General features: G+C 73.8%; 22 protein-coding genes and 1 riboswitch. Of the genes, 16 read left to right on the forward strand and 6 right to left on the reverse strand.

All coding sequences use genetic code 11. The features are described 5' to 3' along the window. Positions 1 to 135 precede the first annotated feature (135 nt). Together ACFYXE_RS07905 and ACFYXE_RS07910 are read right to left on the reverse strand one after the other, a co-directional pair. On the reverse strand, positions 136 to 1,053 hold the full coding sequence (locus tag ACFYXE_RS07905) for a hypothetical protein (RefSeq protein WP_389310121.1): 918 nt from the start codon (positions 1,051 to 1,053) through the stop codon (positions 136 to 138). Next, positions 1,050 to 2,063 (reverse strand): SPFH domain-containing protein, encoded by a 1,014-nt coding sequence (locus tag ACFYXE_RS07910; protein ID WP_389310124.1) that lies wholly within the window; start codon positions 2,061 to 2,063, stop codon positions 1,050 to 1,052. Before ACFYXE_RS07910 ends, ACFYXE_RS07905 begins: the two co-directional genes overlap by 4 nt. 243 nt (positions 2,064 to 2,306) lie before the next feature. On the opposite strand from ACFYXE_RS07910, the gene ACFYXE_RS07915 reads away from it, so the two are divergent. The 6 genes from ACFYXE_RS07915 to ACFYXE_RS07940 all read left to right on the forward strand — a co-directional run bounded on the left by ACFYXE_RS07915 (position 2,307) and on the right by ACFYXE_RS07940 (position 8,666). Further along, positions 2,307 to 3,440 carry an ROK family protein gene (locus ACFYXE_RS07915; protein WP_389310126.1) on the forward strand — a complete coding sequence of 378 codons (1,134 nt, stop codon included), beginning with the start codon at positions 2,307 to 2,309 and terminating at the stop codon, positions 3,438 to 3,440. A 68-nt stretch (positions 3,441 to 3,508) separates the two neighbouring features. Next, complete coding sequence (locus ACFYXE_RS07920; RefSeq protein ID WP_389310129.1) at positions 3,509 to 4,765, forward strand: ABC transporter substrate-binding protein; 1,257 nt, start codon at positions 3,509 to 3,511, stop codon at positions 4,763 to 4,765. Then, positions 4,762 to 5,709 (forward strand): carbohydrate ABC transporter permease, encoded by a 948-nt coding sequence (locus ACFYXE_RS07925; RefSeq protein ID WP_389310131.1) that lies wholly within the window; start codon positions 4,762 to 4,764, stop codon positions 5,707 to 5,709. Before ACFYXE_RS07920 ends, ACFYXE_RS07925 begins: the two co-directional genes overlap by 4 nt. Continuing rightward, entirely contained in the window at positions 5,702 to 6,589 is an 888-nt protein-coding gene (locus ACFYXE_RS07930) for a carbohydrate ABC transporter permease (RefSeq protein WP_389310134.1), read from the forward strand. The genes ACFYXE_RS07925 and ACFYXE_RS07930 overlap by 8 nt, the downstream gene beginning before the upstream one ends. A 44-nt stretch (positions 6,590 to 6,633) precedes the next feature. Beyond that, on the forward strand, positions 6,634 to 7,650 hold the full coding sequence (locus tag ACFYXE_RS07935) for a Gfo/Idh/MocA family protein (RefSeq protein WP_389310136.1): 1,017 nt from the start codon (positions 6,634 to 6,636) through the stop codon (positions 7,648 to 7,650). Continuing rightward, a complete protein-coding gene (locus ACFYXE_RS07940; protein ID WP_389310139.1) occupies positions 7,647 to 8,666 on the forward strand; it encodes a Gfo/Idh/MocA family protein in 1,020 nt (339 codons plus the stop codon). Before ACFYXE_RS07935 ends, ACFYXE_RS07940 begins: the two co-directional genes overlap by 4 nt. An 11-nt stretch (positions 8,667 to 8,677) precedes the next feature. On the opposite strand, the gene ACFYXE_RS07945 is transcribed toward ACFYXE_RS07940, so the two are convergent. Beyond that, a complete protein-coding gene (locus tag ACFYXE_RS07945; RefSeq protein WP_389310141.1) occupies positions 8,678 to 9,358 on the reverse strand; it encodes a response regulator in 681 nt (226 codons plus the stop codon). Positions 9,359 to 9,428: 70 nt separating this feature from the next. Further along, the gene (locus ACFYXE_RS07950) at positions 9,429 to 10,703 is read right to left on the reverse strand and encodes a sensor histidine kinase (protein WP_389310143.1); all 1,275 of its coding nucleotides are present in this window, start codon (positions 10,701 to 10,703) and stop codon (positions 9,429 to 9,431) included. Positions 10,704 to 10,898: 195 nt separating this feature from the next. Here ACFYXE_RS07950 and ACFYXE_RS07955 point away from each other — a divergent pair, with 195 nt between their 5' ends. From ACFYXE_RS07955 to ACFYXE_RS07975, 5 genes are all read left to right on the forward strand, one after another. Further along, on the forward strand, positions 10,899 to 11,348 hold the full coding sequence (locus tag ACFYXE_RS07955) for a hypothetical protein (RefSeq protein ID WP_389310145.1): 450 nt from the start codon (positions 10,899 to 10,901) through the stop codon (positions 11,346 to 11,348). A gap of 132 nt (positions 11,349 to 11,480) precedes the next feature. Beyond that, positions 11,481 to 12,839 carry a radical SAM protein gene (locus tag ACFYXE_RS07960; RefSeq protein WP_361169456.1) on the forward strand — a complete coding sequence of 453 codons (1,359 nt, stop codon included), beginning with the start codon at positions 11,481 to 11,483 and terminating at the stop codon, positions 12,837 to 12,839. A gap of 135 nt (positions 12,840 to 12,974) precedes the next feature. Continuing rightward, positions 12,975 to 13,084: riboswitch (SAM riboswitch) on the forward strand. Between the two features lie 45 nt (positions 13,085 to 13,129). Then, positions 13,130 to 13,468: a hypothetical protein gene (locus tag ACFYXE_RS07965; protein ID WP_389310147.1), complete on the forward strand. Its 339-nt coding sequence runs from the start codon at positions 13,130 to 13,132 to the stop codon at positions 13,466 to 13,468. A gap of 143 nt (positions 13,469 to 13,611) precedes the next feature. Continuing rightward, a complete protein-coding gene (locus ACFYXE_RS07970) occupies positions 13,612 to 14,343 on the forward strand; it encodes an SDR family oxidoreductase (protein ID WP_389310149.1) in 732 nt (243 codons plus the stop codon). A gap of 34 nt (positions 14,344 to 14,377) precedes the next feature. Next, positions 14,378 to 14,932, forward strand: a complete 555-nt coding sequence (locus ACFYXE_RS07975; protein WP_389310151.1) for a GNAT family N-acetyltransferase — start codon at positions 14,378 to 14,380, stop codon at positions 14,930 to 14,932. Between the two features lie 80 nt (positions 14,933 to 15,012). Here ACFYXE_RS07975 and ACFYXE_RS07980 read toward each other — a convergent pair whose 3' ends face one another. Continuing rightward, positions 15,013 to 16,539, reverse strand: coding sequence for an amino acid permease (locus ACFYXE_RS07980; RefSeq protein WP_361169445.1), 1,527 nt, complete (start codon positions 16,537 to 16,539; stop codon positions 15,013 to 15,015). A 64-nt stretch (positions 16,540 to 16,603) separates the two neighbouring features. Beyond that, on the reverse strand, positions 16,604 to 17,596 hold the full coding sequence (locus ACFYXE_RS07985) for a hypothetical protein (RefSeq protein WP_389310153.1): 993 nt from the start codon (positions 17,594 to 17,596) through the stop codon (positions 16,604 to 16,606). Between the two features lie 238 nt (positions 17,597 to 17,834). Here ACFYXE_RS07985 and ACFYXE_RS07990 point away from each other — a divergent pair, with 238 nt between their 5' ends. The 5 genes from ACFYXE_RS07990 (at position 17,835) to ACFYXE_RS08010 (ending at position 24,278) form a co-directional block, all read left to right on the forward strand. Then, on the forward strand, positions 17,835 to 19,298 hold the full coding sequence (locus ACFYXE_RS07990; protein ID WP_389310155.1) for an FGGY family carbohydrate kinase: 1,464 nt from the start codon (positions 17,835 to 17,837) through the stop codon (positions 19,296 to 19,298). Then, entirely contained in the window at positions 19,295 to 20,752 is a 1,458-nt protein-coding gene (locus ACFYXE_RS07995; protein ID WP_389310157.1) for an FAD-dependent oxidoreductase, read from the forward strand. Before ACFYXE_RS07990 ends, ACFYXE_RS07995 begins: the two co-directional genes overlap by 4 nt. Then, entirely contained in the window at positions 20,749 to 21,969 is a 1,221-nt protein-coding gene (locus ACFYXE_RS08000) for an NAD(P)/FAD-dependent oxidoreductase (RefSeq protein WP_389310159.1), read from the forward strand. Before ACFYXE_RS07995 ends, ACFYXE_RS08000 begins: the two co-directional genes overlap by 4 nt. Before the next feature lie 254 nt (positions 21,970 to 22,223). After that, on the forward strand, positions 22,224 to 23,411 hold the full coding sequence (locus ACFYXE_RS08005; protein WP_389310161.1) for a thiolase family protein: 1,188 nt from the start codon (positions 22,224 to 22,226) through the stop codon (positions 23,409 to 23,411). Between the two features lie 108 nt (positions 23,412 to 23,519). Beyond that, positions 23,520 to 24,278 (forward strand): sulfite exporter TauE/SafE family protein, encoded by a 759-nt coding sequence (locus tag ACFYXE_RS08010; protein ID WP_361169427.1) that lies wholly within the window; start codon positions 23,520 to 23,522, stop codon positions 24,276 to 24,278. Positions 24,279 to 24,281 lie beyond the last annotated feature (3 nt).

The raw sequence follows: 24,281 nt of genomic DNA on the forward strand, positions 1-24,281 counted from the left end.
ATACCTGCTCGATTCCGGGGAGTGCGGGCACGCCGGGACGAGAGGTCCGCACCCGGCGCGGTCGTCATCCTGCCGCATCCGCGCACGCCGGTCGCACATACCCCCACCTGGATCTTCACAGGTCGGGCGGTTTCGTCAACCGACAAGCCGCAGCGCGGTGTCGGCCACGCCGAGCCGCACGGTCTGTCCCCAGGCGAGTTCCAGCGCGTCGCCCTCCATCCCGTCGCCGAACGCGACGAGCCGGTCGGACTCGACGGTGACGCGCAGTCGTTCGCCCGCCGTGAGCAGACCCTCCACGCGGGAGGTCCCGGTGGCCGGTGACGGCCACGCCTCCCGGACGAACCAGATCAGGCGGGCCTCCACCGCGCCGGGCAGCGGCAGGGCGCTGTCCCGCTGCTGCCACAGCGAGCGCAGCCAGCCCGTGGCGCCGGTGCCCGTGCCGACCAGGACGCCGGAGGAGGCCTGCGGCTCGGCGGCCCGGCCGTCGCCGTCCGCCGGTCCGTCCTCGTCCGCGCCCAGGCGGTAGCGTGCGGTCTGGTGGCCCGGCGGGCCCACGTAGATCTCGTTGAGGGCCAGCAGCCGCTGGGCGTCGTCGGTGACCGCCTCGACCATCGTCAGCTCGTCGGCCGGGGTGCGGCGGTCCAGGGCCGCCGGGAGCAGCGTCCGGGCGGCGGCGGCCCGGTGGCGGACGAGCACGCCGGGGTTGCGGCCCGGATCGGTGTCGATGCCGATCACGGGCTGCCCCGTCAGGTACTTGGCGGCGTTGGCGACCAGCCCGTCCTGGCCGACGACGACCACGACGTCCTCGGGGCCGAAGAGGAACCGGTCGAGGTCCGCGCGCTCGACCCGGCCCTGCCGCCAGGTCAGCGGCACCGCGGCGGCCGCCTCCTCCAGCGCGCGGTGCGCCCGGTGGTGCCGTTCGGCCACCTCCCGGATGTCGCGGCCCCGCGAGGAGAGGAAGAAGGCCGCCTGCCCGTGGGTGCCGTGCCGGGCGAGCAACTCCTCGTACTCCGTGGTGCGGTGGACGAGGACGGCGCGTGGCGCGAGCGTCACGGCCGCTCGCCGCCGTCCGGGGCGGCCAGCTTGCTGAGCAGGCCGGTGACGACGTCGGGGGAGAGGGTGAGGTGCTCGATCCGCGGCACGTTCTCCGCGAGCCGGGTCACGGCGAGCGCGTTCAGGGTCGCGGCGTCGACATCGCCGTGCACCCGCAGCCAGGACGCCTGTGCCGCGGCGCGTGCCTCGCCGACCGCGCGCACCGACTCCGCCTCGGCGCCCGCGAGGCGCACCGTGCGGGCCGCCTCGGCCTCGGCGCGCACCGCGTCGGCGGCGGCGTTCTCCTCCGCCTCGCGCCGGGCGTTCGTGCCGCGCTGGTCCACCAGCCGCTCTTCCCTGCGGGCCAGTTCGATCCGGCTGGCGAGCTCGTTCTCGGCGATGGCGCGCTCCCGCTCGACGGCCACCGCGCGCCGCTCGTACGTCGCGCGGTCCGCGTCCTGCTGGATCCGCTCGCGGGCGGGGGTGCGCAGGGCCCGCTCCACCTCGGGCTCGGGGCGGATGGCGACGACGCGGACGGCGACCACGTCGATGCCGGTCGCGGGCAGCCGGGGTTCGTCCGCGAGCCCCGCGCCGATCCGCTCGCGCACCGTGGCCACGCCGTCGGCCAGCGCGGCGGCGAGGTCGGTGCGGGCCAGGACCGCGAGCGCGTGCTGCTGCGCCGACTCGGTGAGTAGGGTGGCGAGTTGCTCCAGCGGGGCGCCGCGCCAGACGCCGGTGTCCGGGTCGACGGAGAAGTCCAGGCGGGCGGCGGCGAGCGCGGGGTCGCTGACCCGGTACGTGACGGAGGCCTGCACGGTGACGTCCTGGAAGTCGGCCGTACGGGCGTGGAAGCTGACGGCCAGCTCGCGGTCGTCGACGGGCACCTCGGACAGCGCGGCGCTGAGCGGCCGGAACCAGAAGCTGAGCCCGGGGCCGTCGTGCACGAGCTTGCCGCGCTTGTGGTGCCTGATGTGGGCGGTGGGCGCGGAGCGCAGGTGGCGCAGTCCGAACCTGCGGGTGATGTCGGGCACGGGAACCCCCTCCTTTTTGGTCAGGCTGACGATAGAGGGCGATTTGTTTATGGTCAAGGGGACCGTAAATGTGGCGGGTGGGGCGCTCGTACGTCGGGGCGCGGCACCGCTCGTCGCGGCCTCGCCGTCGAAGGGGTTCCCGGGGCGCGGCGGATGTGCAACTCTCCTACGGAATTCACGGGCCGACCGGCGACCGGGGCCGTCACAACGGCTGCCGCCGCGCGGATGCGAGGTGAAGCACTGGTGCGGAATCCGGCACGGGGGCACGACCTGATCGCGCTGCGGCGCCTCAACACCACCGTCGTCCTGCGCGCCCTGCACCGCCGCAGCCCGCAGACCCTCGCGGGCCTCGCCGCGGGCACCGGCCTCTCCCGGCCCACCGTCGAGGCCGCCGTCGAGGAACTGACCGGGCGGGGCCTGGTCGGCGAGTCGGGGACCGGGACCGGGGGCCGCCCGCCGGGACGCCCCGCCCGGCACTTCCGCTTCCGCACCGAGGCCGGGTACGTGCTCGGCGTCGACATAGGGCTGCACAAAATGGTGCTGCTCCTCGCCGACCTCGGCGGCACCGTCGTCGCCGCCCGACGCGACGACGTGTCGCCCGAGTTGACCGGCGGCGACCGGCTCGCCCTGCTGCGCCACGGCATCGAGACCTTCCTCGCCGCGCACGCCACCCGCCGGGACGCCGTCCTCGCCCGCTGCGTGGGCGTACCCGGCATGGTCGACGCGGGCGGCGCCATCACCTCCGTGGTCGTACCGGAGTGGTCCGGCGTCGGCCTCGCCCGGCTGCTCGACGACGGCGGCCCCGGCCGCACCCTGATCGAGAACGACGTCAACCTCGCGGTGCTCGCCGAGCGCTGGCAGGGCGCCGCCACCCTCGTCGGCGACGTCGTCTGCGTGCTCACCGGCCACCGCGTGTCCTGCGGCCTCACCATCGACGGCCGCCTGCACCGCGGCCGACGCGGCGGCGCGGGCGAACTGGGCATGCTGCCGCTGCTCGGCATGAGCACCGCCCAACAGGCCCTGGCCTGGCCCGGCGCACGCGGCACCGGCGAGTCCGAGGTCGCCGCCCTCGCCCGCGCGGCGGACGCGGGGGAGCCCCGGGCGCTGGCCGCCGTCGCGGACTTCGCGGCGCGCCTCGCCCCGGGCGTCGCCGCCCTCGCGCTCGCCGTCGACCCGGAGCTGATCGTGCTGACCGGCGGGGCCACCCCCGTCGGCCGGCACCTCGTACCCGTCCTGGCGGAACGGCTGCGCCCGCTGACCCTGCACGTGCCGCGCATCGCCCTGAGCACGCTCGGCGAACGCGGCGTGGCCCTCGGCGCCGTACGCAAGGCGCTCGACGAGGTGGAGGAGGAACTGCTCGCGGACACGGCGTCCTGACGGCGTGCCCCCGCCCGGGGGCGCGCCCCGGCGGCGCCCGACGACTTCCAGGGGAGGCGAAGGCGCGGATGCGCAGAAGGACTCTGCTCGGCGGGGCGGTGGCGGCTCCCTTGCTCGCCGCCTGCTCCGCGGGAGGCGACGGCACGGACGGCGGGGGCAGGACCACCCTCTCGTACGGGATGTGGGACCCGGCGCAGGTGCCGGGCATGCAGAAGATCATCGCCGCGTTCGAGAAGCGGAACCCACACATCTCCGTGCGGATCCAGCTCACCCCCTGGGCCGGCTACTGGACCACCCTGAAGACGTCGATGCGCGGCGGCACGGCACCCGACGTCTTCTGGATGAACGCCGTCAACTTCCAGCTGTACGCGGCGGGCGGCGTCCTGGAGCCGCTCTCCGGGCACATCAAGGCCGACGCCACTCCCGTGGACCGCCACCCCGAGCCCCTGGTGCGCCTCTACGCCTACCGCGGCACCCAGTACGGCCTGCCTAAGGACTTCGACACCATCGGCCTCTGGTACAACAAGCAGCTGTTCGACGCGGCACGCGTGCCTTACCCGGACGCCACCTGGACCTGGGACGACGTCCGTGCCGCGGCGGCCGAACTCACCGACCCGCACCGGCGGGTGCACGGCTTCGCCGCCGAGATGGACCGGCAGTTCAAGATCTACCCGGCCGTCTGCGCCGCGGGCGGATACGTCCTGAAGAACGGCCGCTCCGGCTTCGGCGACGACCGGTCCATCGACGGCCTGCGCTTCCTGACCGACATGGTCGACCGCGGCTGGTCGCCCCCGCAGAGCGCCATGGTCGAGTCCGTCGGCCGGGTGCGCTACTGGTCGGAGAAGGTCGCCATGAACTACGACGTGTCCGCCATGGCCGGGCAGATGTACGCCGTGCCCGCGCTCAAGGACCACGGCGGCATCGCGGTCCTGCCCCGGGGGCGCCGCCGGGCCACCATCATCCACGGCCTGGCGAACGTCATCTCCGCCAAGAGCCGCAAGAAGGCCGCCGCCTGGCGGTTCGTGCACTACATGGCGGGCCGTGAGGCCGCCGAGATCCAGGCCGGGGCGGGCGCCACCATCTCCTCGTACGCCGGAACGCAGGACGCCTGGCTCAGGTCCATGCCCGAATTCGACCTCCAGCACTTCATCGAGATGCAGGAGTACGCGGTCCCCTACCCGAGCTCCAGGAACACCGCCGTGTGGGAGAGCCTCCAATACCCGCTGCTCGGCGCCGCCTTCAGCGGCAAGGGAGGCGTCGAGAGCGCCGCCCGCACCCTGGGCGAACAGATGGACCGGGCCCTGAAGGAGGAACGCGACGCATGAGTGTCTTTCCCGCCACGGCGGCCGCGAAGTCGGCCGGGCGCAGCCGCGCCCCCGCGTCCGGCGCACGGCCCGGATCCCGCGACCAGCGGGTCGCCTACTGGTTCATCGCACCCCTCGGAATCGGCTTCGCCGTCTTCTACTTCTGGCCCCTGCTGCAGACCTTCTACTTCAGCTTCACCGAATTCGGCGCGTTCGGCGGCCACACCTTCATCGGCACCGACAACTACGCACGCGTCGTCAAGGACGTCACGGTCTGGCAGGCACTCGGCAACACGCTGATCTACAGCGCCATCGGGCTGACCGCGCTGCCGGTCGCGATCGTCGTCGCGGCCCTGCTCAACCGGCGCGGCCTGCGCGGCGTCCCCGTCTACCGCGCCCTGTACTTCGTGCCGTTCGTGACCCTGCCGGTCGCCGTCGGCCTCGTCTGGAACTGGCTCTACAACGGCGACTACGGACTGGTCAACGAGATGCTCGGCCACCTCGGCGCCGACCGCACCTACTGGATCTCCGACCCCTCCACCGCGGTCTACGCGATCGGCACGGTCATGGTCTGGTCGACGACCGGCTACTACCTCGTCATCTTCATGGCCGGCATCAAGGGAATCCCGCGGGACTACTACGAAGCAGCGGAACTCGACGGAGCGGGAGCGCTGCGCCGATTCTTCTCCATCACGCTGCCGCTGCTCGGCCCCACCCTCTTCTTCGCCTCCGTGATCTGCATGATCAATTCGCTGCAGACCTTCGACCTCATCTACATCATGATGGCCGAGAAGAATCCCGCGATCGGCGATACGCAGTCCGTCGTCGGCCTCTTCTACAAATGGGCCTTCATCGAGAACGCCCAGGGCGCCGCCGCCGCGCTCGCCTTCTTGCTCATGCTGGTCATCGCCGCCCTGACGTATCTGCAGTTCCGGATCCAGAGGAGGTGGGTGCACCATGCCTGACGCCCGGCCCCCGACCGCCCGACCCTCGACCGCCCGGCCCCCGACACGCGGCGCCCGCAAGCGTTTCGACACCGGCGCCCTCGCCACCCAGGCGGTGCTCTCCCTCGGCGCGCTCGTCATGGTCTTCCCGTTCCTGTGGCAACTGATCACCGCGCTGAAGACCCTCGCCGAGACCTCACGGGTCCCGCCGACCTTCCTGCCCGACCACTGGAACCGGTCCAGTTTCCACGAGGTCTTCACCGCGCTGCCGTTCCGCGCCATGCTCACCAACAGCCTGCTCAACACCGCCGGACGCACCCTCGGCCAACTGGTGTTCTGCTCGCTCGCCGCCTACGCCTTCGCACGCATGCAATTCCGCGGCCGCAACGCCCTGTTCGCGCTGTTCCTGTCCGTCCTGATGGTGCCGAGCTCCCTGCTCGTCCTGCCGCAGTACGACATCATCCAGTCGCTCGGCCTGCTCAACACCGCGCCCGCGCTCTTTTTGCCCGGCATGTTCAGCGCGTTCGGCACCTTCATGCTCCGCCAGTTCTTCCTCACGCTCCCCAAGGAACTGGAGGAGGCCGCCCGCATCGACGGCGCGGGACCCCTGCGCATCTTCTGGTCGGTGCTGCTGCCCCTGATGCGGCCCGCGCTCGCCGCCCTCGCCGTCATCACCGCCATGTGGTCGTGGAACGACCTGCTGTGGCCGCTGATCGTCAACACCGACCCGCAGAAGATGCCGATCAGCGCGGGACTGACCTCCCTGGAGGGCCAGTACGAGACCAACTACCCGGTGATGATGGCCGGTTCGCTCATCGCGAGCCTGCCGATGCTGCTCGTCTACGTCTTCCTGCAGCGGCACTTCGTCCAGAGCGTCGCCCTCTCCGGCTCCAAGGGCTGACCCGGCCCCGCCCACGAGACCCCCACGGAAAGGCAGAGTCCCCCATGCCACCGCTCCACATCGGCCTGCTCGGCGCCGGCGGCATCGCCCGCGCCCATCTGCCCGGCTGGCTGACGCTCGGTGCCCGGGTGAGCGTGCACACCCTCGACGGCTCCGCGGAGAAGCTCGCCGCCGAGTACGCCGGGCGCGGGCACGACGTCCGCGCCGCCGATGATCTCGACGCCCTCCTCGCCGAGGTCACCGTCGTCGACGTCTGCACGCCCACCCCCACCCACCGGTCGCTCGCCCTGGCCGCCGTCGCCGCGGGCCGGCACGTCGTCTGCGAGAAACCGCTCGCCCTCACCGCCCGCGACGCACAGGACATCGCGACCGCCGCCGACCGGGCGGGCGTGCGACTCCATCCCGCGCACGTGGTGCGCTACTTCCCCGCGTACGCGGCCCTGCACCGGGCCGTCGCGCGCGGCGACCTCGGCGAGCTCGCCGTGCTGCGCCTCACCCGCGGCGGCGCCAGGCCCCGCTGGGCGCCCTGGTTCGGCGATCCGGCCCAGTCCGGGGGCGTGATCATGGACCTGATGGTGCACGACATCGACATCGCCCGCTGGCTCGCCGGAGACGTCGTCCGGGTGCACGCCCGCACCCGCGGCGCCGAGCACACCACCGGGATGCCGCCCGAGGTCGTGACCGCCACCGCCGTCCTCACCCACGCCTCCGGCGCGATCAGCCAGGTCAGCGGCCTGTGGGGGCTGCCCGACCAGCCGTTCCGCACCACGTTCCGGGTCGCGGGCGCGGACGGCCTGCTGCAGCACGACTCGACCGCGGTCCCCGGCCTCCGCATCACCGCCCGGGGCGCCCGCACCGCCGCCGGGGGCATCCCCACCAGCCCCATGACCGAGAGCCCGTACCTGACCGAACTCCGCGAGTTCGCCGCGTCCTGGCAGCCCGGCGCACCCCTGCCCCGGGTCGGCGCCCGCGACGGCGTCGAAGCGGTGCGGATCGCCGCCGCCGCCGTCGAATCGAGCCGCACGGGCCGCGTCGTCGAGATCGAGGAGGCAGCACGATGAAGGTCGCCGTCCTGTCGTTCGCCCACGTCCACGCGGCGGGCTACCTGCGCCTGCTGGCCCGCATGCCCGGCATCGAGGTCCTGGGCAGCGACCCGGACACGGACCTCGCGGCACCCGGCGAGGTGCGCGGCCGCGCGGTCGCCGACGCGGCGGGCGCCGCCTACGCGGACACGTACGAAGAAGCCTTCGCCTGGGGCCCGGACGCGGTGATCGTCTGCTCCGAGAACACCCGCCACCGCCCCCTCGTGGAGCGCGCCGCCGCGTACGGCGCGCCCGTGCTGTGCGAGAAACCGCTGGCCGCCACGGTCGAGGACGGCGAGGCGATGGTCGCCGCCTGCGCCGCCGCGGGCGTCCGCCTCGCCGTCGCCCACCCCGTCCGCTTCAGCCCCGCCTACGCCGCCCTGAAGGCGGCCGTCGACTCGGGCGAGGCCGGCCCGGTCCTCGCCGTGTCCGGCGCGAACAACGGCGCCATGCCGACCCGCGCCCGCCGCTGGTTCGCCGAGCCCGCGCTGTCCGGCGGCGGCGCCCTGATGGACCACACCGTGCACATCGCCGACCTGCTCGACGACCTCTTCGGCGACGCCCGCCCCGTCGAGGTCTACGCCCAGACCAACAACCTCCTGTACGCCGGGGAGGTCGACGCCGAGACCGCGGGCCTCGTCGCCATCACCTACTCCGACGGCACCGTCGCCACCATCGACTGCAGCTGGTCCCACCCCCGCTCCCACCCCTCCTGGGGCGGCCTGGAGCTCACCGTCGTCGCCGAGCGCGCCACCCTGGAGATGGACGCCTTCGACCAGAAGGTGCACGGCTTCAGCGAACGCACCGGACGCGGCATAGAGCTGCCCTTCGGCGTCGACCTCGACGAACGGATGCTGCGCACCTTCCTCTACGGGGCCGAGGAGGGCGGCACGACCGTCGCCGACGGGGCGGGCGGCCTGCGCACCCTGCGCGTGGTGGCGGCCGGGTACGCCTCGGCCCGCAGCGGTCGGCCCGTGCCCCTGGACGGCGGCTGAGGGCGCGCCGGTCAGCGGGGCCCGACCTGGCCCGACTCCCAGGCCCACGCGGCGATCTCGACCCGGTTCCGGGCGCCCAACTTGGCCTGGACATGGGCCAGATGCGTCTTGACCGTGGCGAGCGAGATGAACAGCTCCTCGGCGACCTCCTGATTGGTCCGGCCGCGCGCGACCAGCTTGACCACGTCCCGCTCGCGCTCCGAGAGGCCGTCAGGAGTCCCCCCGTCCGCCGCCGCGCCGCACCGCGGGCCGTGCCGGTCCGCCATGCGCGCCAGCAGGCGCAGCGTGACGGCGGGGGAGACCAGCGCGTCGCCACGGGCGGCGGCGCGCACCGCTTCCACGAGCAGACCGGGCCCCGCGTCCTTGAGCAGGAAGCCGACGGCGCCGCCGCGCAGCGCCTCGTCGAGGTAGTCGTCCTGGTCGAAGGTGGTGACGACCACGACGTGCAGCGGGTCCACGGCGCCAGGCCCGGCGAGCGCCCGGGTCACCTCCAGGCCGTTCAGCTTCGGCATGCGGACGTCGACCAGGCACACGTCGGGCCGCAGGCGCCGCGCGAGCTCCACGCACGCGGCGCCGTCGGCGGCCTCGCCGACCACCTCGATGCCGGGCTGCGCGGACAGGATGAGCCGGAACCCGGTCCGCACCATCTCTTGGTCGTCCGCGATCAGGACCCGCACCGGCGATCCGCTCATCGGGCGCCCGCCATCCGGACCGGTGTGCCGTGGGCCGGGGTCGTCGTGCCGCTGCTCAGGGCGCCGCTGCTCATGGCGCCGATTGTGGCAGGCCGAGAACGGGCAGCGTCGCGGCGACCCGCCAGCCGCCGTCCGCCAGCGGCCCGGCGACGAGCCGGCCGCCGACCGCGGCGACCCGTTCGCGCAGTCCGATCAGACCGAGCCCGCCGTGGCCGCCCGGCGGCGTGCGGTCACCGGAACGGCCGCTCCCGCCGGGCCCGTTGATCACCTCGACGTACAGCACGTCGGTGCGCACGGCGCCCGAGATGCGCCCGGCGCCGGTGTCGTCGCTGCTCTCGGCGTCGGCGTCGTCGGCGGGGTGCGTGGTGGTGTCCGTCGTGATCCGCACCCGCACGTCCGCCGCGCGGGGCGCATGCCGGGTGACGTTGGTGAGCGCCTCCTGGACGACGCGGTGCACGGACGTCCCGACCTCGGGCGCGAGCGTGGCGGCGCGGGCCCGCGCCGAGACCTCCAGGGTGGCCGCGTCCCCGTGGGCGGCGACCAGCGCGGCCACCTCGGTGAGCAGGTCGTCGGGCCGGGTGGTGGCGCCGGGCTCGGCGCGCAGGACGTGCACCAGGCGCCGCATCGAGTCCAGGGTCTCGCCGCCGGCCCGCTCGATCCCGGCGAGCAGCGGATCGAGCTGGTCGGGGGCGACCTCGCGGATCGCGCGGGCGGCCTGGGCCTGCACGACGATGCCGGTGACGTGGTGGGCGACGAAGTCGTGCAGGTCGCGGGCGATACGGCGGCGCTCCTCCTCCTGCGTGGCGGTCACCGCGAGGGCCCGCCGGGTGTCCAGGGAGCGCAGATAGCCGCCGAGCGCGAGGGCGCCGCCCGCCGCCACGGTGAGCAGGAAGGCGAACGTCTCGACCTCGGACTGCAGCCCCGTACGCACCGGCGCGGCCACGACCGCGACGGCGAGCAGCGGGCAGAGCACGTACGCGGCAGGCAGCCGCGCGGTCCGTGCCGTGACCGTGAGCAGCGCGAGGAGCGCGAAGGACTCCAGGACGCCCCAGCTGCTGAGCCGGACGTCACCGAGCACCAGCCCGAGGGTGAGCCCACCGGAGACGAGCGCCGCGCCGCCCGCCCGCACCTCGATGCCCGGCCGGCCCCGCACCCCTCCCAGGAACAGGACGGCGACGGCCAGCGGCCCGGTGACGAGCGGCAGCACGCAGAGGTCCGGCCTGCCCGACACCAGGTCGAGCAGCCAGAGCAGCACGGCGGGCACGGCGAGGAGCAGTGCCTTGCGGGGCAGGGGCCGGGCGGTGCCGGGCCGGGGCGTGCCGGACCGGTAGCGGTGATCATCCACGTACCGAATGTACGCATCGGGGCGTATCCGGCAGATCGGCCGAAAGCATGAGCGGTGCGGTGCTGATCGACCGAAGGGCCGAGGCGCGAGGGGTGCGGGGGCGGCGAGAGTGGAGCCAGTCACTCCGCCTCCGGCCGGAGCACCCCCAGCCCCAGCCCCCCCCCCAGCACCCCGCACCTGAAGAAAGCGACCACCATGACCCGCACGGCCACCCCCTTCCGCTCGCGCACCGCACTCTGCGCGCTCGGCGTGACCGCCCTCGCCGTCTCGCTGACCGCCTGCAGCGGTTCCGCCAACCCCTTCGACGACCACGAGGAGAAGGCGTCGTACGGGGAGGGCGCGGCGGCGAAGAGCGCCCGCGCCTCCGTGCCGCGCTGGCTCCCCGACGACGCGAGCGACATCAAGTACGTGATGTCGACCACGGGCGACGACCGGATCATCCGGTTCCGGACGCCGGACGGAACGTTCCCGGCCGCCTGCAAGCCGGGCAAGGCGCAGGGCGAGCCGCGCCTGAAGGCCGACTGGTTCCCCTCCGACCTGGCCTCGAAGGCGGACACGAACTGCGGTACCTGGTCCGGCGCGGCGGTCGACGGGGTGCTGTACGCCTGGCAGGACAAGGACGTGGTCAAGAAGGCGGCGCGCTGACCGCGACGGAGCCGCCCGCAGCATAGACCTGCGCCGGACGCGCTCTGCGACCGGAGTCGGATCCGCGGCGCATCGGCGGCGTATTAGCGTGGAGCGGACAGATCGACCGACAGGATCCGAGGTGCCCGGCCCATGCCAAGCCGCAGCGAGAGCCGTACCGAACTCATCGAGTCACTCATGGAGCGGTTCCCGCACGTGCCGCGGGAAGCCGTGATCAAGGAGGATCTGCTGCGCGGCGGCATGGCCTTCGACGAATCGGCGCTGAGCGACAACGAAGGCGGCGAGGTCAAGCCGAAGTCGTACTTCATCTTCTCCTTCGACCACGGCACCCTTCCCGAGCTGGGCGCCGCGGCGCTGCGCCGCCCGCCGGAGGAGATCGTCCTGACCGGCGGCCCCTACGGGCTGCGCCGCACCGTCGTCTCGGTGCGCGTGAACCCGGCCTCGCCCTACCGGGTGGCCGCCGACGACAACGGCGTGCTCGGCCTCTACCTGGACGGCGTGCGGATCTCCGACGTCGGCCTGCCGCCGATGCCGGACTACTACCGGCACACCCTGGAGAACGGCAAGTCCGTGATGGAGGTGGCGCCCACCATCCAGTGGGGCTACCTCATCTACCTCACGGTCTTCCGCGTCTGCCAGTACTTCGGCGCCAAGGAGGAGTGCCAGTACTGCGACATCAACCACAACTGGCGCCAGCAGAAGGCGGCGGGCCGTCCCTACACGGGCGTGAAGCCGATGGACGAGGTGCTGGAGGCCCTCGCCATCATCGACAAGTACGACACCAACAAGTCGTCCACCGCGTACACGCTCACCGGCGGCGCCATCACCACACAGCTCCAGGGCAAGGACGAGGCCGACTTCTACGGCCAGTACGCCAAGGCCATCGAGGAGCGCTTCCCCGGCCGCTGGATCGGCAAGGTCGTCGCCCAGGCGCTGCCCAAGGCGGACGTGCAGCGCTTCCACGACTACGGCGTGCGGATCTACCACCCCAACTACGAGGTGTGGGACCCGTACCTCTTCGAGCGCTACTGCCCCGGCAAGGAGCGCTACGTGGGCCGTGACGAGTGGCACCGCCGCATCCTGGACTCCGCCGACGTGTTCGGGCCGCGCAACGTCATCCCGAACTTCGTGGCGGGCGTGGAGATGGCGGAGCCGTTCGGCTTCAAGACGGTCGACGAGGCCATCGACTCCACCGTCGAGGGCCTGCAGTACTTCATGTCGCGCGGCATCACGCCCCGCTTCACCACCTGGTGCCCGGAGCCCACGACGCCGCTCGGCAAGGCCAACCCGCAGGGCGCCCCGCTGGAGTACCACGTGCGTCTCCTGGAGGCCTACCGCGCGACGATGGAGGCCAACGGCCTGTCCTCGCCGCCCGGATACGGTCCGGCCGGACCCGGCAACGCCGTCTTCTCGGTGAGTTCCTTCATGGACAGCCTCCCGGCGGAGGCGGCCGCCCCGGAGGACGCCGTCATCCCGGAGAAAGCTTCTTAGCCGCGTAGCCGCGTAGGTGCGGAATCGCGGAATCGCGTAGTCGCGGAGCCCCGTCGATCCGTGCCGCAGGAGCCCTGTCCGGGCCGCGAAAAATGCCCGGGCAGGGCTCCTGCGCATCGTGTTACGGTCGGCACGGGTCACGAGTTCCAGCGCCAAGCCCCGGCTCGCTGGACGGCACCCCGCTCCGTCGCGGGTGCCCCGGGTGACGACCCGCCCCGTGCGACGTGCACGGGGAACGGCGGATCACCGGGGTCGGCGACACCCGGGGTCCACGACTCCGGAGGCGCACCATGACGCACCCGCACGACACCTGCGACACCTACACCCCCGGCCACCAGGTCCACTGGATCCAGGCACGCGAGAGCGCGAAGGACCCCGGCCCGGAGGTCGACGTCCTGCTGTCCTCGCACGACGTCGCGGACGACGGCCGGATCTCCCTGCACGTGCTCGGCCCGACCCGGGGCGTGCCCGCCGCCCTGTGGACCCACGACCCCGAGCACCTGCGCCGCCTGCTGCGCGAGCACCGGGGCCTGGCCAGGTGGCAGCCCCGCTGGAACCTGCTCAGGCTGCGCCGCGACACCGTCGGCAGCACGCTGGTCTGCGTCGCCCCGCAGGAGCCGGGGCACTGACCCCGGCCGCGACCAGGCACGTACGGGACCTCCCGGCGGCCGGCGAAGATCACCGCTTCGTAGGATGACGAGGTGATCCGGACGCGGGCGATCCCCGCGTCCGGGCGGCGCGACAGTCAGCCACCCAGAGCCGGAGGTCCCCCGTGCAGCACCACCCCGTCACCGTCGTCACCGGCGGCAGCCGCGGCATCGGCGCGGCCGTCGGCGCCCGCCTCGCCCGGGACGGCCACGACGTCGTCCTCGGCTACCACGCGGACGAGCGGGCCGCCGAACAGGCCGCCGACGCCGTCCGTGCGGCGGGCCGCCGCTGCGTCACCGTACGGGCCGACACCGCCGACGAGGCCGACGTCGACCGCCTCTTCGACACCGCGGCGGCCGAGCTCGGCCCCGTCACCGGCCTCGTCAACAACGCCGGGATCGGCGCCCCCGTCGGCCCGCTGGCCGACGCCGACGCCGCCGGCCTGCGCCGGGCCCTGGAGGTCAACGTCCTCGGCTACCTGCTCTGCGCCCGGCGCGCGGTGCGCGACATGAAGGGGCGCGGCGGCGCCGTCGTGAACATCTCGTCCGCGGCGGCCACCCTCGGCGCCCCGGGCGAGTACGTCCACTACGCGGCCGCCAAGGGCGCCGTCGACACGATGACGGTCGGCCTGGCCAAGGAGGTCGCGCCCGACGGCATCCGCGTCAACGCCGTGGCCCCCGGCGTGATCTGGACGGAGTTCCACGCCGACCCCGAGCGCCCCGCGAAGCTCGCGTCGGGCATTCCGCTGGGCCGCTCCGGTCAGCCCGAGGAGATCGCGGCCGCGGTCGCCTGGCTGCTCTCGGACGAGGCCTCGTACGCGACCGGGACGGTGCTGCGGGTGGCGGGCGGCCGGTGATCCCGGCGAGGGCATCCACTCGTACGCTGTGCACATGATCAGCGGAGAGAGCGCCCTCAGCCAGGACGTCGTCATCCGGCCGGTGTCGCCCGACGACGCGGCCGCCCTCGCACGCGCCTACCGCCGCAACCGCGCGCACCTCGACCCCTGGGACCCGGACCGCCCCGACTCCTTCTACACCGAGGAGGGCCAGGCCGAACGGGTCCGGGGGCAGCTCGTGGACGGCCGCGCGGGCCGGTCCGCGCACTGGGTGCTCGCGAGCGGCGACGAGATCGTCGGCCATGCCGCCGTGTCCCACATCGTCCGCGGCCCCGCCCACAGCGGGAGCCTCGGCTACTGGATCGACGCGGCACAAGTGGGGCGCGGCCTCGCCTCCGCCGCCGCGCTGTACGTCTGCGCCGCGGCGGACGGCCAACTGGGCCTGCACCGCCTGGAGGCGGGCACCCTGCTGCACAACTCCGCCTCGCAGCGGGTCCTGGAGAAGTGCGGCTTCGAGGAGTTCGGGGTCGCGCCGCGCTACCTGTACATCAAGGGCGCGTGGCGCGACCACCGGCTCTTCCAGAAGATCCTCAACGACCGTCCGGTGTAGGCCCGTACGAGCCCGTCAGGACCCACCGGACCCGGTACGGGCCGGCCCGTGGGACGGAACACCCCACGGGCCCGCGGGACTCAGACGATGTTCTCCGCGACCTCCGCCTGCTCACGGTCCGAGCCGTACGCCTGCGGGGTGCTGTACGAGCGGCGTGCCACGAACCACCACACCGTGGCCAGGAGCAGCACCGCGGCCAGGGCGATCGAGGCGTAGTTCATCGAGTCGACCGTGACCGGGGAGACCTGCGGCAGGCAGAAGAGCACGGTCACGAACGCCACCCAGATCACCGCGATCCAGCCGACCGGCTTGCTCCAGCGGCCCAGGTTCCACGGCCCCGGCTGGAAGCGGTCGCCCGCGCGCAGCCGCAGGAAGATCGGGATGGCGTACGCGGGCGTGATGCCGATGACGTTGATCGCCGTCACCGCCGTGTACGCGGTCGTGGAGTACAGCGAGGGCAGCGCGATGACCGCGGCCAGGCCGACCGACAGCCACACCGCGGGGACCGGGACCTGGGTGCGCGAGCTGACCTTGCGCCAGATCGCGGAGCCCGGCAGCGCGTTGTCGCGGCTGAAGGCGAACACCATGCGGCTCGCGGCGGCCGTCTCGGCGTTGCCGCAGAACAGCTGCGCCACGATCACGATGAGCAGCAGCGCGGTCGCCCCGGACTCGCCGATCGCGTCGATCATGATCTGGGCGGGCGGCACGCCGGTGTCGGTGGCGAGCGTGCCCGCGTAGTTCTGGATGGCGAAGGTCAGACCGGCGAGCAGCACGAAACCGGCGATCCACGACGCCCAGATGGCGCGCACGATGCCGCGGGCCGCGGACACCGACGCGTTGGACGTCTCCTCCGACAGGTGCGCGGACGCGTCGTACCCGCAGAACGTGTACTGGGCGAGGAGCAGGCCGATCGCCGTCACGTAGAGCGGGTTGTCCCAGCCCGTGTTGTTCACGAACTCGCCGAACACGAACGACGGCGACTGGTGGTGGTCGGGCACGATCGCGAGGACGCCGACGATCACGGCGACGCCGGCCACGTGCCACCACACGCTGATCGAGTTGAGCAGGCTGACCAGGCGCACGTTGAAGAGGTTCAGGACGGCGTGCAGGAGCAGGATGCACAGGAAGATCAGGAACGTCTTCTCGGGGGTCGGCGTGAAGCCGAACTTCAGGTTCAGGAAGGCGCCGGTGAACAGCGCGGCACCGTAGTCGATGCCCGCTATCGCGCCGAGCAGCCCGAGCAGGTTCAGCCAGCCCGTGTACCAGCCCCAGCGGCGTCCGCCGAGCCGGTCCGCCATGTAATAGAGGGCGCCCGACGTCGGGTAGGCGCTGGTGACCTCGGCGAGCGCCATGCCCACGCAGAGCACGAACAGGCCGACGCCCGCCCAGCCCCACAGCATCACGGCCGGGCCGCCGGTGTTGAGGCCGAAGCCGTACAGGGTCATGCAGCCGGACAGGATGGAGATGACGGAGAAGCTGATGGCGAAGTTGCCGAAGCCGCCCATGCGACGGGCCAGGACGGGCTGGTAGCCGAGCTCTCTGAGCCGCTCTTCCTCGTCCTGGCGCGGCGCTGGGACCGGGCTCGACGACCAGGTGGTGCGGGACACGGTGGAACCTCCGAAGGGGACGGGGAGCAGGGGGGCTGAGGGGGTGGGCGGCGGGCTCCGGGGGTCAGCCGGGGCCGCGGGACGCGCTGAAGCAGCGGGCGCGGGCCTGCACGAAGACCTCGGCGGCGGCGTCCGCGTCGCCGGGGGAGTGGGTGCGGTAGGTCCACGGCACGGTGGCGAAGAACGGGTCGAGGGCCTGGAACACCCGTGACGCGTCGTGGAACTGGTGCGCGCCCCACAGCGCGTGGGCCAGGTAGTTCAGGTCGACCAGCGAGGTCAGCGCGGGCGACGAGTGGTCGAACCACAGCTGCAGCGCGAGCAGCGCGGAGCGGGTGGCGTCCTCGGAGATCCAGTGCAGGTCCAGGGCCTGCTCCTGCCCGGCCTCCCTGCGGTACCGCTCGACGCGGACGTAGAGGGGCAGCAGGTGCAGCGCGGAGCCGGCGGGGGCCGAGGCCGACGCCCACTGGACGAAGTTGTACGCCTCGGTGAGCGGGCCCTGCGCGCGCCGTGCGTACACGAACTGGAGCATCCGGTGGTACGCCTCGCGGTTGCCCGGATCCCGCTTGTCGGCCTCGCCCAGGAGGTGCCAGGGGCCGGGGAAGAGCATCGGCTCCGGCGGCGCCACCCGGTGCTCGTCCCAGCGCTGCCCCACGTCGAGCTGGGCCATGGTCAGCAGGCAGATCCACGGCACGGGATCCTCGGGCGACATCGAGGACGCGTCGCCGCACGCGGCGACCGCCTCCCGCCACAGGTCGTTGGTCCTGCGGTGGCCCGTGCGGTGCGCCCGCAGGGCCCGCTCCACCAGGACGCGGGTGTGCAGCACGGCCGCCGACGCGCTGTGCGGCTCCTCGGCGCGCCAGGCGCGGACCACGTCCGAGCCGGCCACGGCAGCCCCCAGGATCTGCGTTCGCTGCGTCCACAGCCCCCAGTCGGGAGTCTCGGTCAGCAGATTGCGCGTGGAGACCCAGCGGCCCGTCCTGAGGTCCTGGAGCACCGCGCGCAGCGCTTCGTCGTGGCCCGCCGGGTGGTACACCGGTCGGGCTAACGGCATGGGCATGAGACCTCTGTTGGGGGAAGAGGGCGGAGGGTGAGCACGGAACAGGGTTGGGTGTGACGGGAGTTGGCGGTGTGACTCGGGCGACAGTGTAGATCCGGCCCTTCTCGAACCCGACCACTTCGCCGATCTTTTATGACCTTGTTTTGTCAACACGGCGCGCCGAAAGGCCGTTTGATGGGCAGTCGCAGTCATTTCGGTCCCTTGACGGCCTCATGGCCGCTGTAGCAGTCTCTCCGCGGTGATCACCTATGAGCGGCCTCCGGCGCAGCGGCCCGTGCTCGCCGTGGACCAGGGCACGTCGGGGACGAAGGCGCTCGTCGTCTGCCCGGAGCGCGGCGTGATCGGTTCGGGCGCGGCACCGGTACGCCCCCGCTTCCTGCCCGGCGGCCTGGTCGAGGTCGACCCCGCCGAACTGCTCGACTCCGTCCTCGACGCGGGCCGCGCGGCACTCGCCGACGCCGGCGAACCGGTCGCCGCGGTCGGCCTGGCCAACCAGGGCGAGACGGTCCTCGCCTGGGACCCGGCCACCGGAGAACCCCTCACCGACGCCCTGGTCTGGCAGGACCGCAGGGCCGCGTCCGTCTGCGCGGAACTCACCGACCACGCGGCGGAGTTGCGCGACCTCACCGGCCTCCCGCTCGACCCGTACTTCGCCGCGCCGAAAATGGCCTGGATACGCCGCCACCGCACCCGGCGCGGCGTCGTCACCACCAGCGACGCCTGGCTCGTCCACCGGCTCACCGGCGCCTACGTCACCGACGCGGCGACGGCGGGCCGCACCCAGCTCCTCGACCTCGACGCCGTCGCGTGGTCGCCCCGCGCCCTGGAGCTCTACGGCCTCGCCGACGAACACCTGCCGCGCGTCGTCGACGCGGCGGGCCCGGTCGGCACCACCACCGCGTTCGGCCCCGAACTCCCCCTCACCGGCCTGCTGGTCGACCAGCAGGCCGCCCTGCTCGCCCAGGACGTGACCGCGCCGGGCAGCGCCAAGTGCACCTACGGCACCGGGGCGTTCCTGCTCGCCCAGACCGGCACCCGGCCCTGCCGCGGCGACTCCGGCCTGGTCAGCTGCGTCGCCTGGCGGCTCGACGGGCGGAGCAGCTACTGCCTGGACGGACAGGTCTACACGGCCGCGTCCGCCGTGCGCTGGCTCACCGACCTGGGCGTCATCGCGGGCGCCGAGGACATCGACCCCCTCGGCTCCGCCGTGCCGGACACCGGCGGCGTGACCTTCGTGCCCGCCCTGGCCGGGCTCGCGGCGCCCTGGTGGCGCGGCGACCTGCGCGGCTCGCTGACCGGCCTCGGCCTCGACACCACCCCGGGCCACCTGGTCCGCGCCCTGTGCGAGGGCATCGCCGCACAGGTCGCCGAGCTCGCCGACGCGGCCGCGGCGGACCTCGGCAGGCCGCTGACGAGCCTGCGCGTCGACGGCGGCCTGACCCGCTCGGCGCTGCTCATGCAGACCCAGGCCGACCTGCTCCAACTGCCCGTCGAGGTCTCGGCGCTGCCCGACGTCACCGCGCTCGGCGCGGCGGCCGTCGCCCGCATCGGCCTGGACCCCGGCCTCGCCGTCGCCGACGCCGTGCCCGCCTGGCGGCCCGCCGCCGTCTACGAACCGCGCGTCGACGCGGACCGGGCGGCCGGGCGCCGCGCGGAATTCCGCTCGGCGGTCACGGCCCTCCTGGAACGTTCGCCGTCATGACCGTGCCGAAGAACACCGGGGGAGCGCCCGCGAGCGCCGGACGGGTGCTGCGCCGCGGGACGCCGCCGGACGTCACGTACGACGTGACCGTCATCGGCGCGGGCGTCGTCGGCGCGGCCGTCGCCCGTGAGCTGGCCCGCCACCCGGGGCTGCGGATCGCCCTCGTGGAGGCCTCCGGCGACGTCGGCGACGGCACGTCGAAGGCGAACACCGCCATCCTGCACACCGGGTTCGACGCCGTGCCGGGCTCCCTGGAGGCCCGCCTGGTCCGCGAGGGCCGCCGGCTGCTCGCCGCGTACGCCGCCGAGTCCGGGATCCCCGTCGAGCCCGTCGGCGCCCTCCTCGTCGCCTGGGACGACGAACAACTGGCCGCGCTTCCGCACCTGTTGGCCAAGGCGGAGGCCAACGGCTACGACGCGGCCCGCCTGATCGGCCCCGCCGAGGTCCGGGCCCGCGAGCCGCACCTGGGCACCGGCGCCCTCGGCGCGCTCGACGTGCCCGGCGAGAGCATCATCTGCCCCTGGACCACCACCCTCGCCTACGCCACGCAGGCGGTGCGGGCCGGAGTGGACCTCCTCCTGGACTGCCGGGTGCGGGACGTCGACACGACCGCCGACACCCACCTGCTGGCCACGAGCCGGGGCCCCCTGCGCACCCGGTACCTCGTGAACGCCGCGGGCCTGCACGCCGACACCGTCGACCGGCTCCTGGGCCACGCCGACTTCACCGTCACCCCGCGCCGCGGCCAGCTCCTCGTCTTCGACAAGCTCGCCCGCGGCCTGGTGCGGCACATCCTGCTGCCCGTCCCGACCGCGCTCGGCAAAGGCGTCCTGGTGGCGCCCACCGTGTACGGGAACGTCCTCCTGGGGCCCACCGCCGAGGAGCTGGACGACAAGACCGCCACCGGGTCGACGGCCGAGGGCATCGCCGCGCTGCGCGAGAAGGGCCGCCGGATCCTCCCGGAGCTGCTCGACGAGGAGGTCACCGCCGTCTACGCCGGCCTGCGCGCCGCCACCGAGGCCGACGACTACCGCATCGGCGCCCACAAGGAACAGCGCTACGTCACCGTCGGCGGCATCCGCTCCACCGGCCTGACCGCGTCCCTGGCCATCGCCGCCCACGTCACCGAACTCCTCGCCGCCACCGGCCTCGACCTGCCCGGCCCGGGGGAGCTGGCACCCGTCGCCATGCCCAATCTCGGCGAGGCCTTCCCCCGTCCCTACCAGCGCGGCGACCTCATCGCCGCGGATCCCGCGTACGGTGCCGTGGTCTGCCACTGCGAGCGCGTGACCCGCGGCGAGATCCGCGACGCCCTCGCGGCGACGGTGCCGCCCGGGTCGCTCGACGGCCTGCGGCGCCGCACGCGGGCACGCGGCGGGCGCTGCCAGGGCTTCTACTGCGGCGCCGAAGTGCGGGAACTCTACGAACGGGGAGCGCAGTGGGGGACCGGATGAGGCGCGAGCGCATCGTCGACGTACTGGTCGTCGGTGCGGGCCCCGCGGGCCTCGCCGCGGCGGCCGGGCTCGCGGGCGCGGGAGCGGGCGAAGTCGAGGTGGTGGAGCGGGAGCGGCAGGCCGGCGGCATCCCGCGGCACTGTCTGCGCGGCGGCTTCGGGCGGATCGGCCTGAGCGGCCCGCAGTACGCGGAGCGCTGCGTCGCCGCGGCCGTGGGGGCCGGGGCCGTGCTGCGGACCGGCGTCAGCGTCACCGGCTGGGCGGGGCCGCTCACCCTGGACTCCACGAGCCCGCGCGGCCTGGAGCGGATCACCGCCCGCGCGGTCGTCCTCGCCACCGGCGCGCGCGAACGGCCCCGCGCCGCACGCCTGGTGCCCGGCACCCGCCCCGCCGGGGTGTTCACCACCGGCGAGCTCCAGCAGGCCGCCGACCTGCACCGTCAGCGCATCGGCACGCGCGCCGTCGTGGTGGGCGCGGAACCGGTGAGCTTCGCGGCCCTGGACACCCTGCGGCGCGCCGGGGTCGCCGTCGCGGCCCTGGTCACCGAGCACCCGCGGCACCAGGCCCCCCGGACCCGGGTGCTCGACGCCCGGCTGCGGCGGGGCGTGCCGCTCCTCACGGACGCCACCGTCGCCGAACTCCTGGGCCGCGGACGGCTGTCGGGGGTCAGGCTGCGGCACCGGGACGGCCGCAGCGCGCAGGTCGACTGCGACACCGTCGTCTTCACCGGCGACTTCGTCCCCGATCACGAACTGGCCCGTAGAGGAGGCCTGTTGCTCGACCCCGGGACGCGCGGACCGGCCGTGGACGGCGCCTTCCGCACGGACGAGCGCGGTGTCTTCGCGGTGGGCAACGTGCTGCACGCGGCCGAACCGGCGCGCGTGGTGGCCCGTGAGGGCGCGATGGCCTCGGCGGCCGTCCGGCGCTACCTCTCCGACGGCGACTGGCCCGCCGCCGCGGTGCCGCTGCGGGTCGCGGACCCCCTCGCCTGGATCGCCCCGAACCGGCTGACCGTGGAGGAGCCCGCCGACGGGTTCACCCTGCGCACCACCGAGTTCGTCGCCCGCCCGACGCTGGTCGTCACCCAGGACGGCAGGACCCTGCACCGCACGGGACCGCGCCGCCCGGCCGTCCCGAACCGCCCGCTGCGCGTCTCGGCGGGCTGGACGGCACGGGTGGACGCCGCGGGCGGCCCGGTCAGGATCGCCCTGGGCTAGGGCGTGTCCGCGAGGCCCCGACCGGCAGGGCGAGGTCGACTAGGCGGTCCCTGGGGCCCCCTTCCCCTGGCCCCGCCTCCGGCATAGACTCCAAAACTAGCAGCGCTAATTTACGGGGCGAGACCCGCACCACGCGCCACCGACACCACGCACCACCGACACCACGTGCCACCCGCACCACGCACCAGCCGCACCACGCACCAGCCGCACCACCCGAATCAGCGAGACCCCGCAGAACGATCCGGAGCCGTATCGTGCGCACCGTCCACTTCGCCGCCGCCCGCCGCACCCCCATCGGCAAGCTCCGCGGCGCCCTCTCCTCCGTCCGCCCCGACGACCTCGCGGCGGCCGTCGTGAAGGGACTCCTCGCCGACATCCCGCAGCTCGACCCCGCCCGCATCGACGACGTCTACTGGGGCGCCGCCAACCAGGCGGGCGAGGACAACCGCAACGTCGCGCGGATGGCCGTGCTCCTCGCCGGCCTGCCCGAGTCCGTGCCCGGCGCGACCGTGAACCGGCTGTGCGCCTCGGGCCTCGAAGCCGTCACGGCCGCCGCGCGGACCGTCGCCGCGGGCGAGGCGGACATCGTCCTCGCGGGCGGTTCCGAATCCATGAGCCGCGCCCCCTTCGTGCTGCCCCGCCCCGACGAGGCGCTGCCCCACCGCATCGAGACCGCCGACACCCGCCTCGGCTGGCGCCTCACCCACCCGCGGATGAAGGACCTGCACGGCGTGCTCGCGATGGGCGAGACCGCCGAGGAGGTCGCCGGACGGTACGGCGTCTCGCGCGAGCGCCAGGACGCCTTCGCGCTCCGCAGCCACCAGTTCGCCGCCGCCGCCCGCAAGAACGGCCACTTCGACGACGAACTGCTCCCCGTCACCCGGCCCGACGGCGTCGTCGTCGACACCGACGAGTGCGTGCGCGAGGACACCTCGTACGAGAAGCTCAGCGGCCTGCGCCCGGTCTTCCGCAAGGACGGCACCGTCACCGCGGGCAACGCCTCGCCGATGAACGACGGCGCCGCCGGACTCCTGCTCGTCAGCGAAGAGGCCCTCAACGACCTCGGCCTGGAATCCCTCGGGCGGTACGCGGCCGGCGGCTCGGCGGGCGTCCACCCGGACGTCATGGGCATCGGCCCCGTGCCCGCCACCCGCAAGGTCCTCGACCGCGTCGGCTGGAGCGTCGACGACCTCCAGGAAGCGGAGTTCAACGAGGCCTTCGCCGCCCAGGCGCTCGCCTGCGTCGACGCCCTCGGCATCGATCCGGAGCGGGTCAACCCGTCCGGCGGGGCCATCGCGCTGGGCCACCCGCTCGGCTGCTCCGGCGCCCGCATCCTCACCACGCTCCTGCACCGGATGCGCCGCACCGGCGCCTCGCGCGGCCTCGCGACCATGTGTGTGGGCGTCGGCCAGGGCAGCGCCCTCCTCGTCGAACGCGACTGAGGGCGGCGATCGATGCGATCATCGACCGGTCCCGGCGGAAAGGCGCCGGGACGGAACCCGCGCGCCCGCCACGGCGGCGCGTAGGGCGTCGTACGCGGAGGGAGCGCGATGGGCTGGGACCTGTCGGCCTGGCAGTTCGTCGCGCTCGCCGTCGCGGCGCTGCTCGTCGGCTTCTCGAAGACCGCCGTGAGCGGGGCGAACACCATCAGCCTCGCGGTGTTCGCCGCGGTGCTGCCCGCCCGCGCCTCCACCGGCGTCCTGCTCCCCGTCCTGATCGCCGGTGACGTCCTCGCGGTGCTCACCTACCGCAGACACGCCCACTGGCCGACCCTGTGGCGGCTCTTCCCCGCCGTCGCCGGGGGAGTGGTCCTCGGCACGGTCTTCCTGACCTGGGCCGACGACGCCGTCATGCGCATGTCGATCGGGGCGATCCTGCTGCTCATGGCGGCCGTCACCCTCGCCCGGCGCAGGTCGGCGGCGCGGGCGGAACCGGCGGAGGACCCCGCGCCCGGCAACCGCCTCAAGGCGCCCTCGTACGGCGTGCTCGGCGGCTTCACCACGATGGTCGCCAACGCGGGCGGCCCGGTGATGTCGATGTACCTGCTCTCGGCGGGCTTCCGGAAGCTGGGCTTCCTGGGCACGTCCGCGTGGTTCTTCCTGATCGTCAACACGGCCAAGGTGCCCTTCAGCGTGGGCCTCGGACTGATCGACGCCCGCTCCCTGCTGCTCGACGCGGCACTGGTGCTCTTCGTGGTGCCGGGCGCGCTCCTCGGGAAGTACACCGTGCACCGGATCAACCAGCGCCTCTTCGAACAGCTCGTGATCGGCGCGACCGTCCTGGGCGGCCTCCAACTGCTGCTGCGCTGACGG

This window comes from Streptomyces sp. NPDC002564 (assembly GCF_042889645.1).
Classification (GTDB): Bacteria; Actinomycetota; Actinomycetes; order Streptomycetales; family Streptomycetaceae; genus Streptomyces.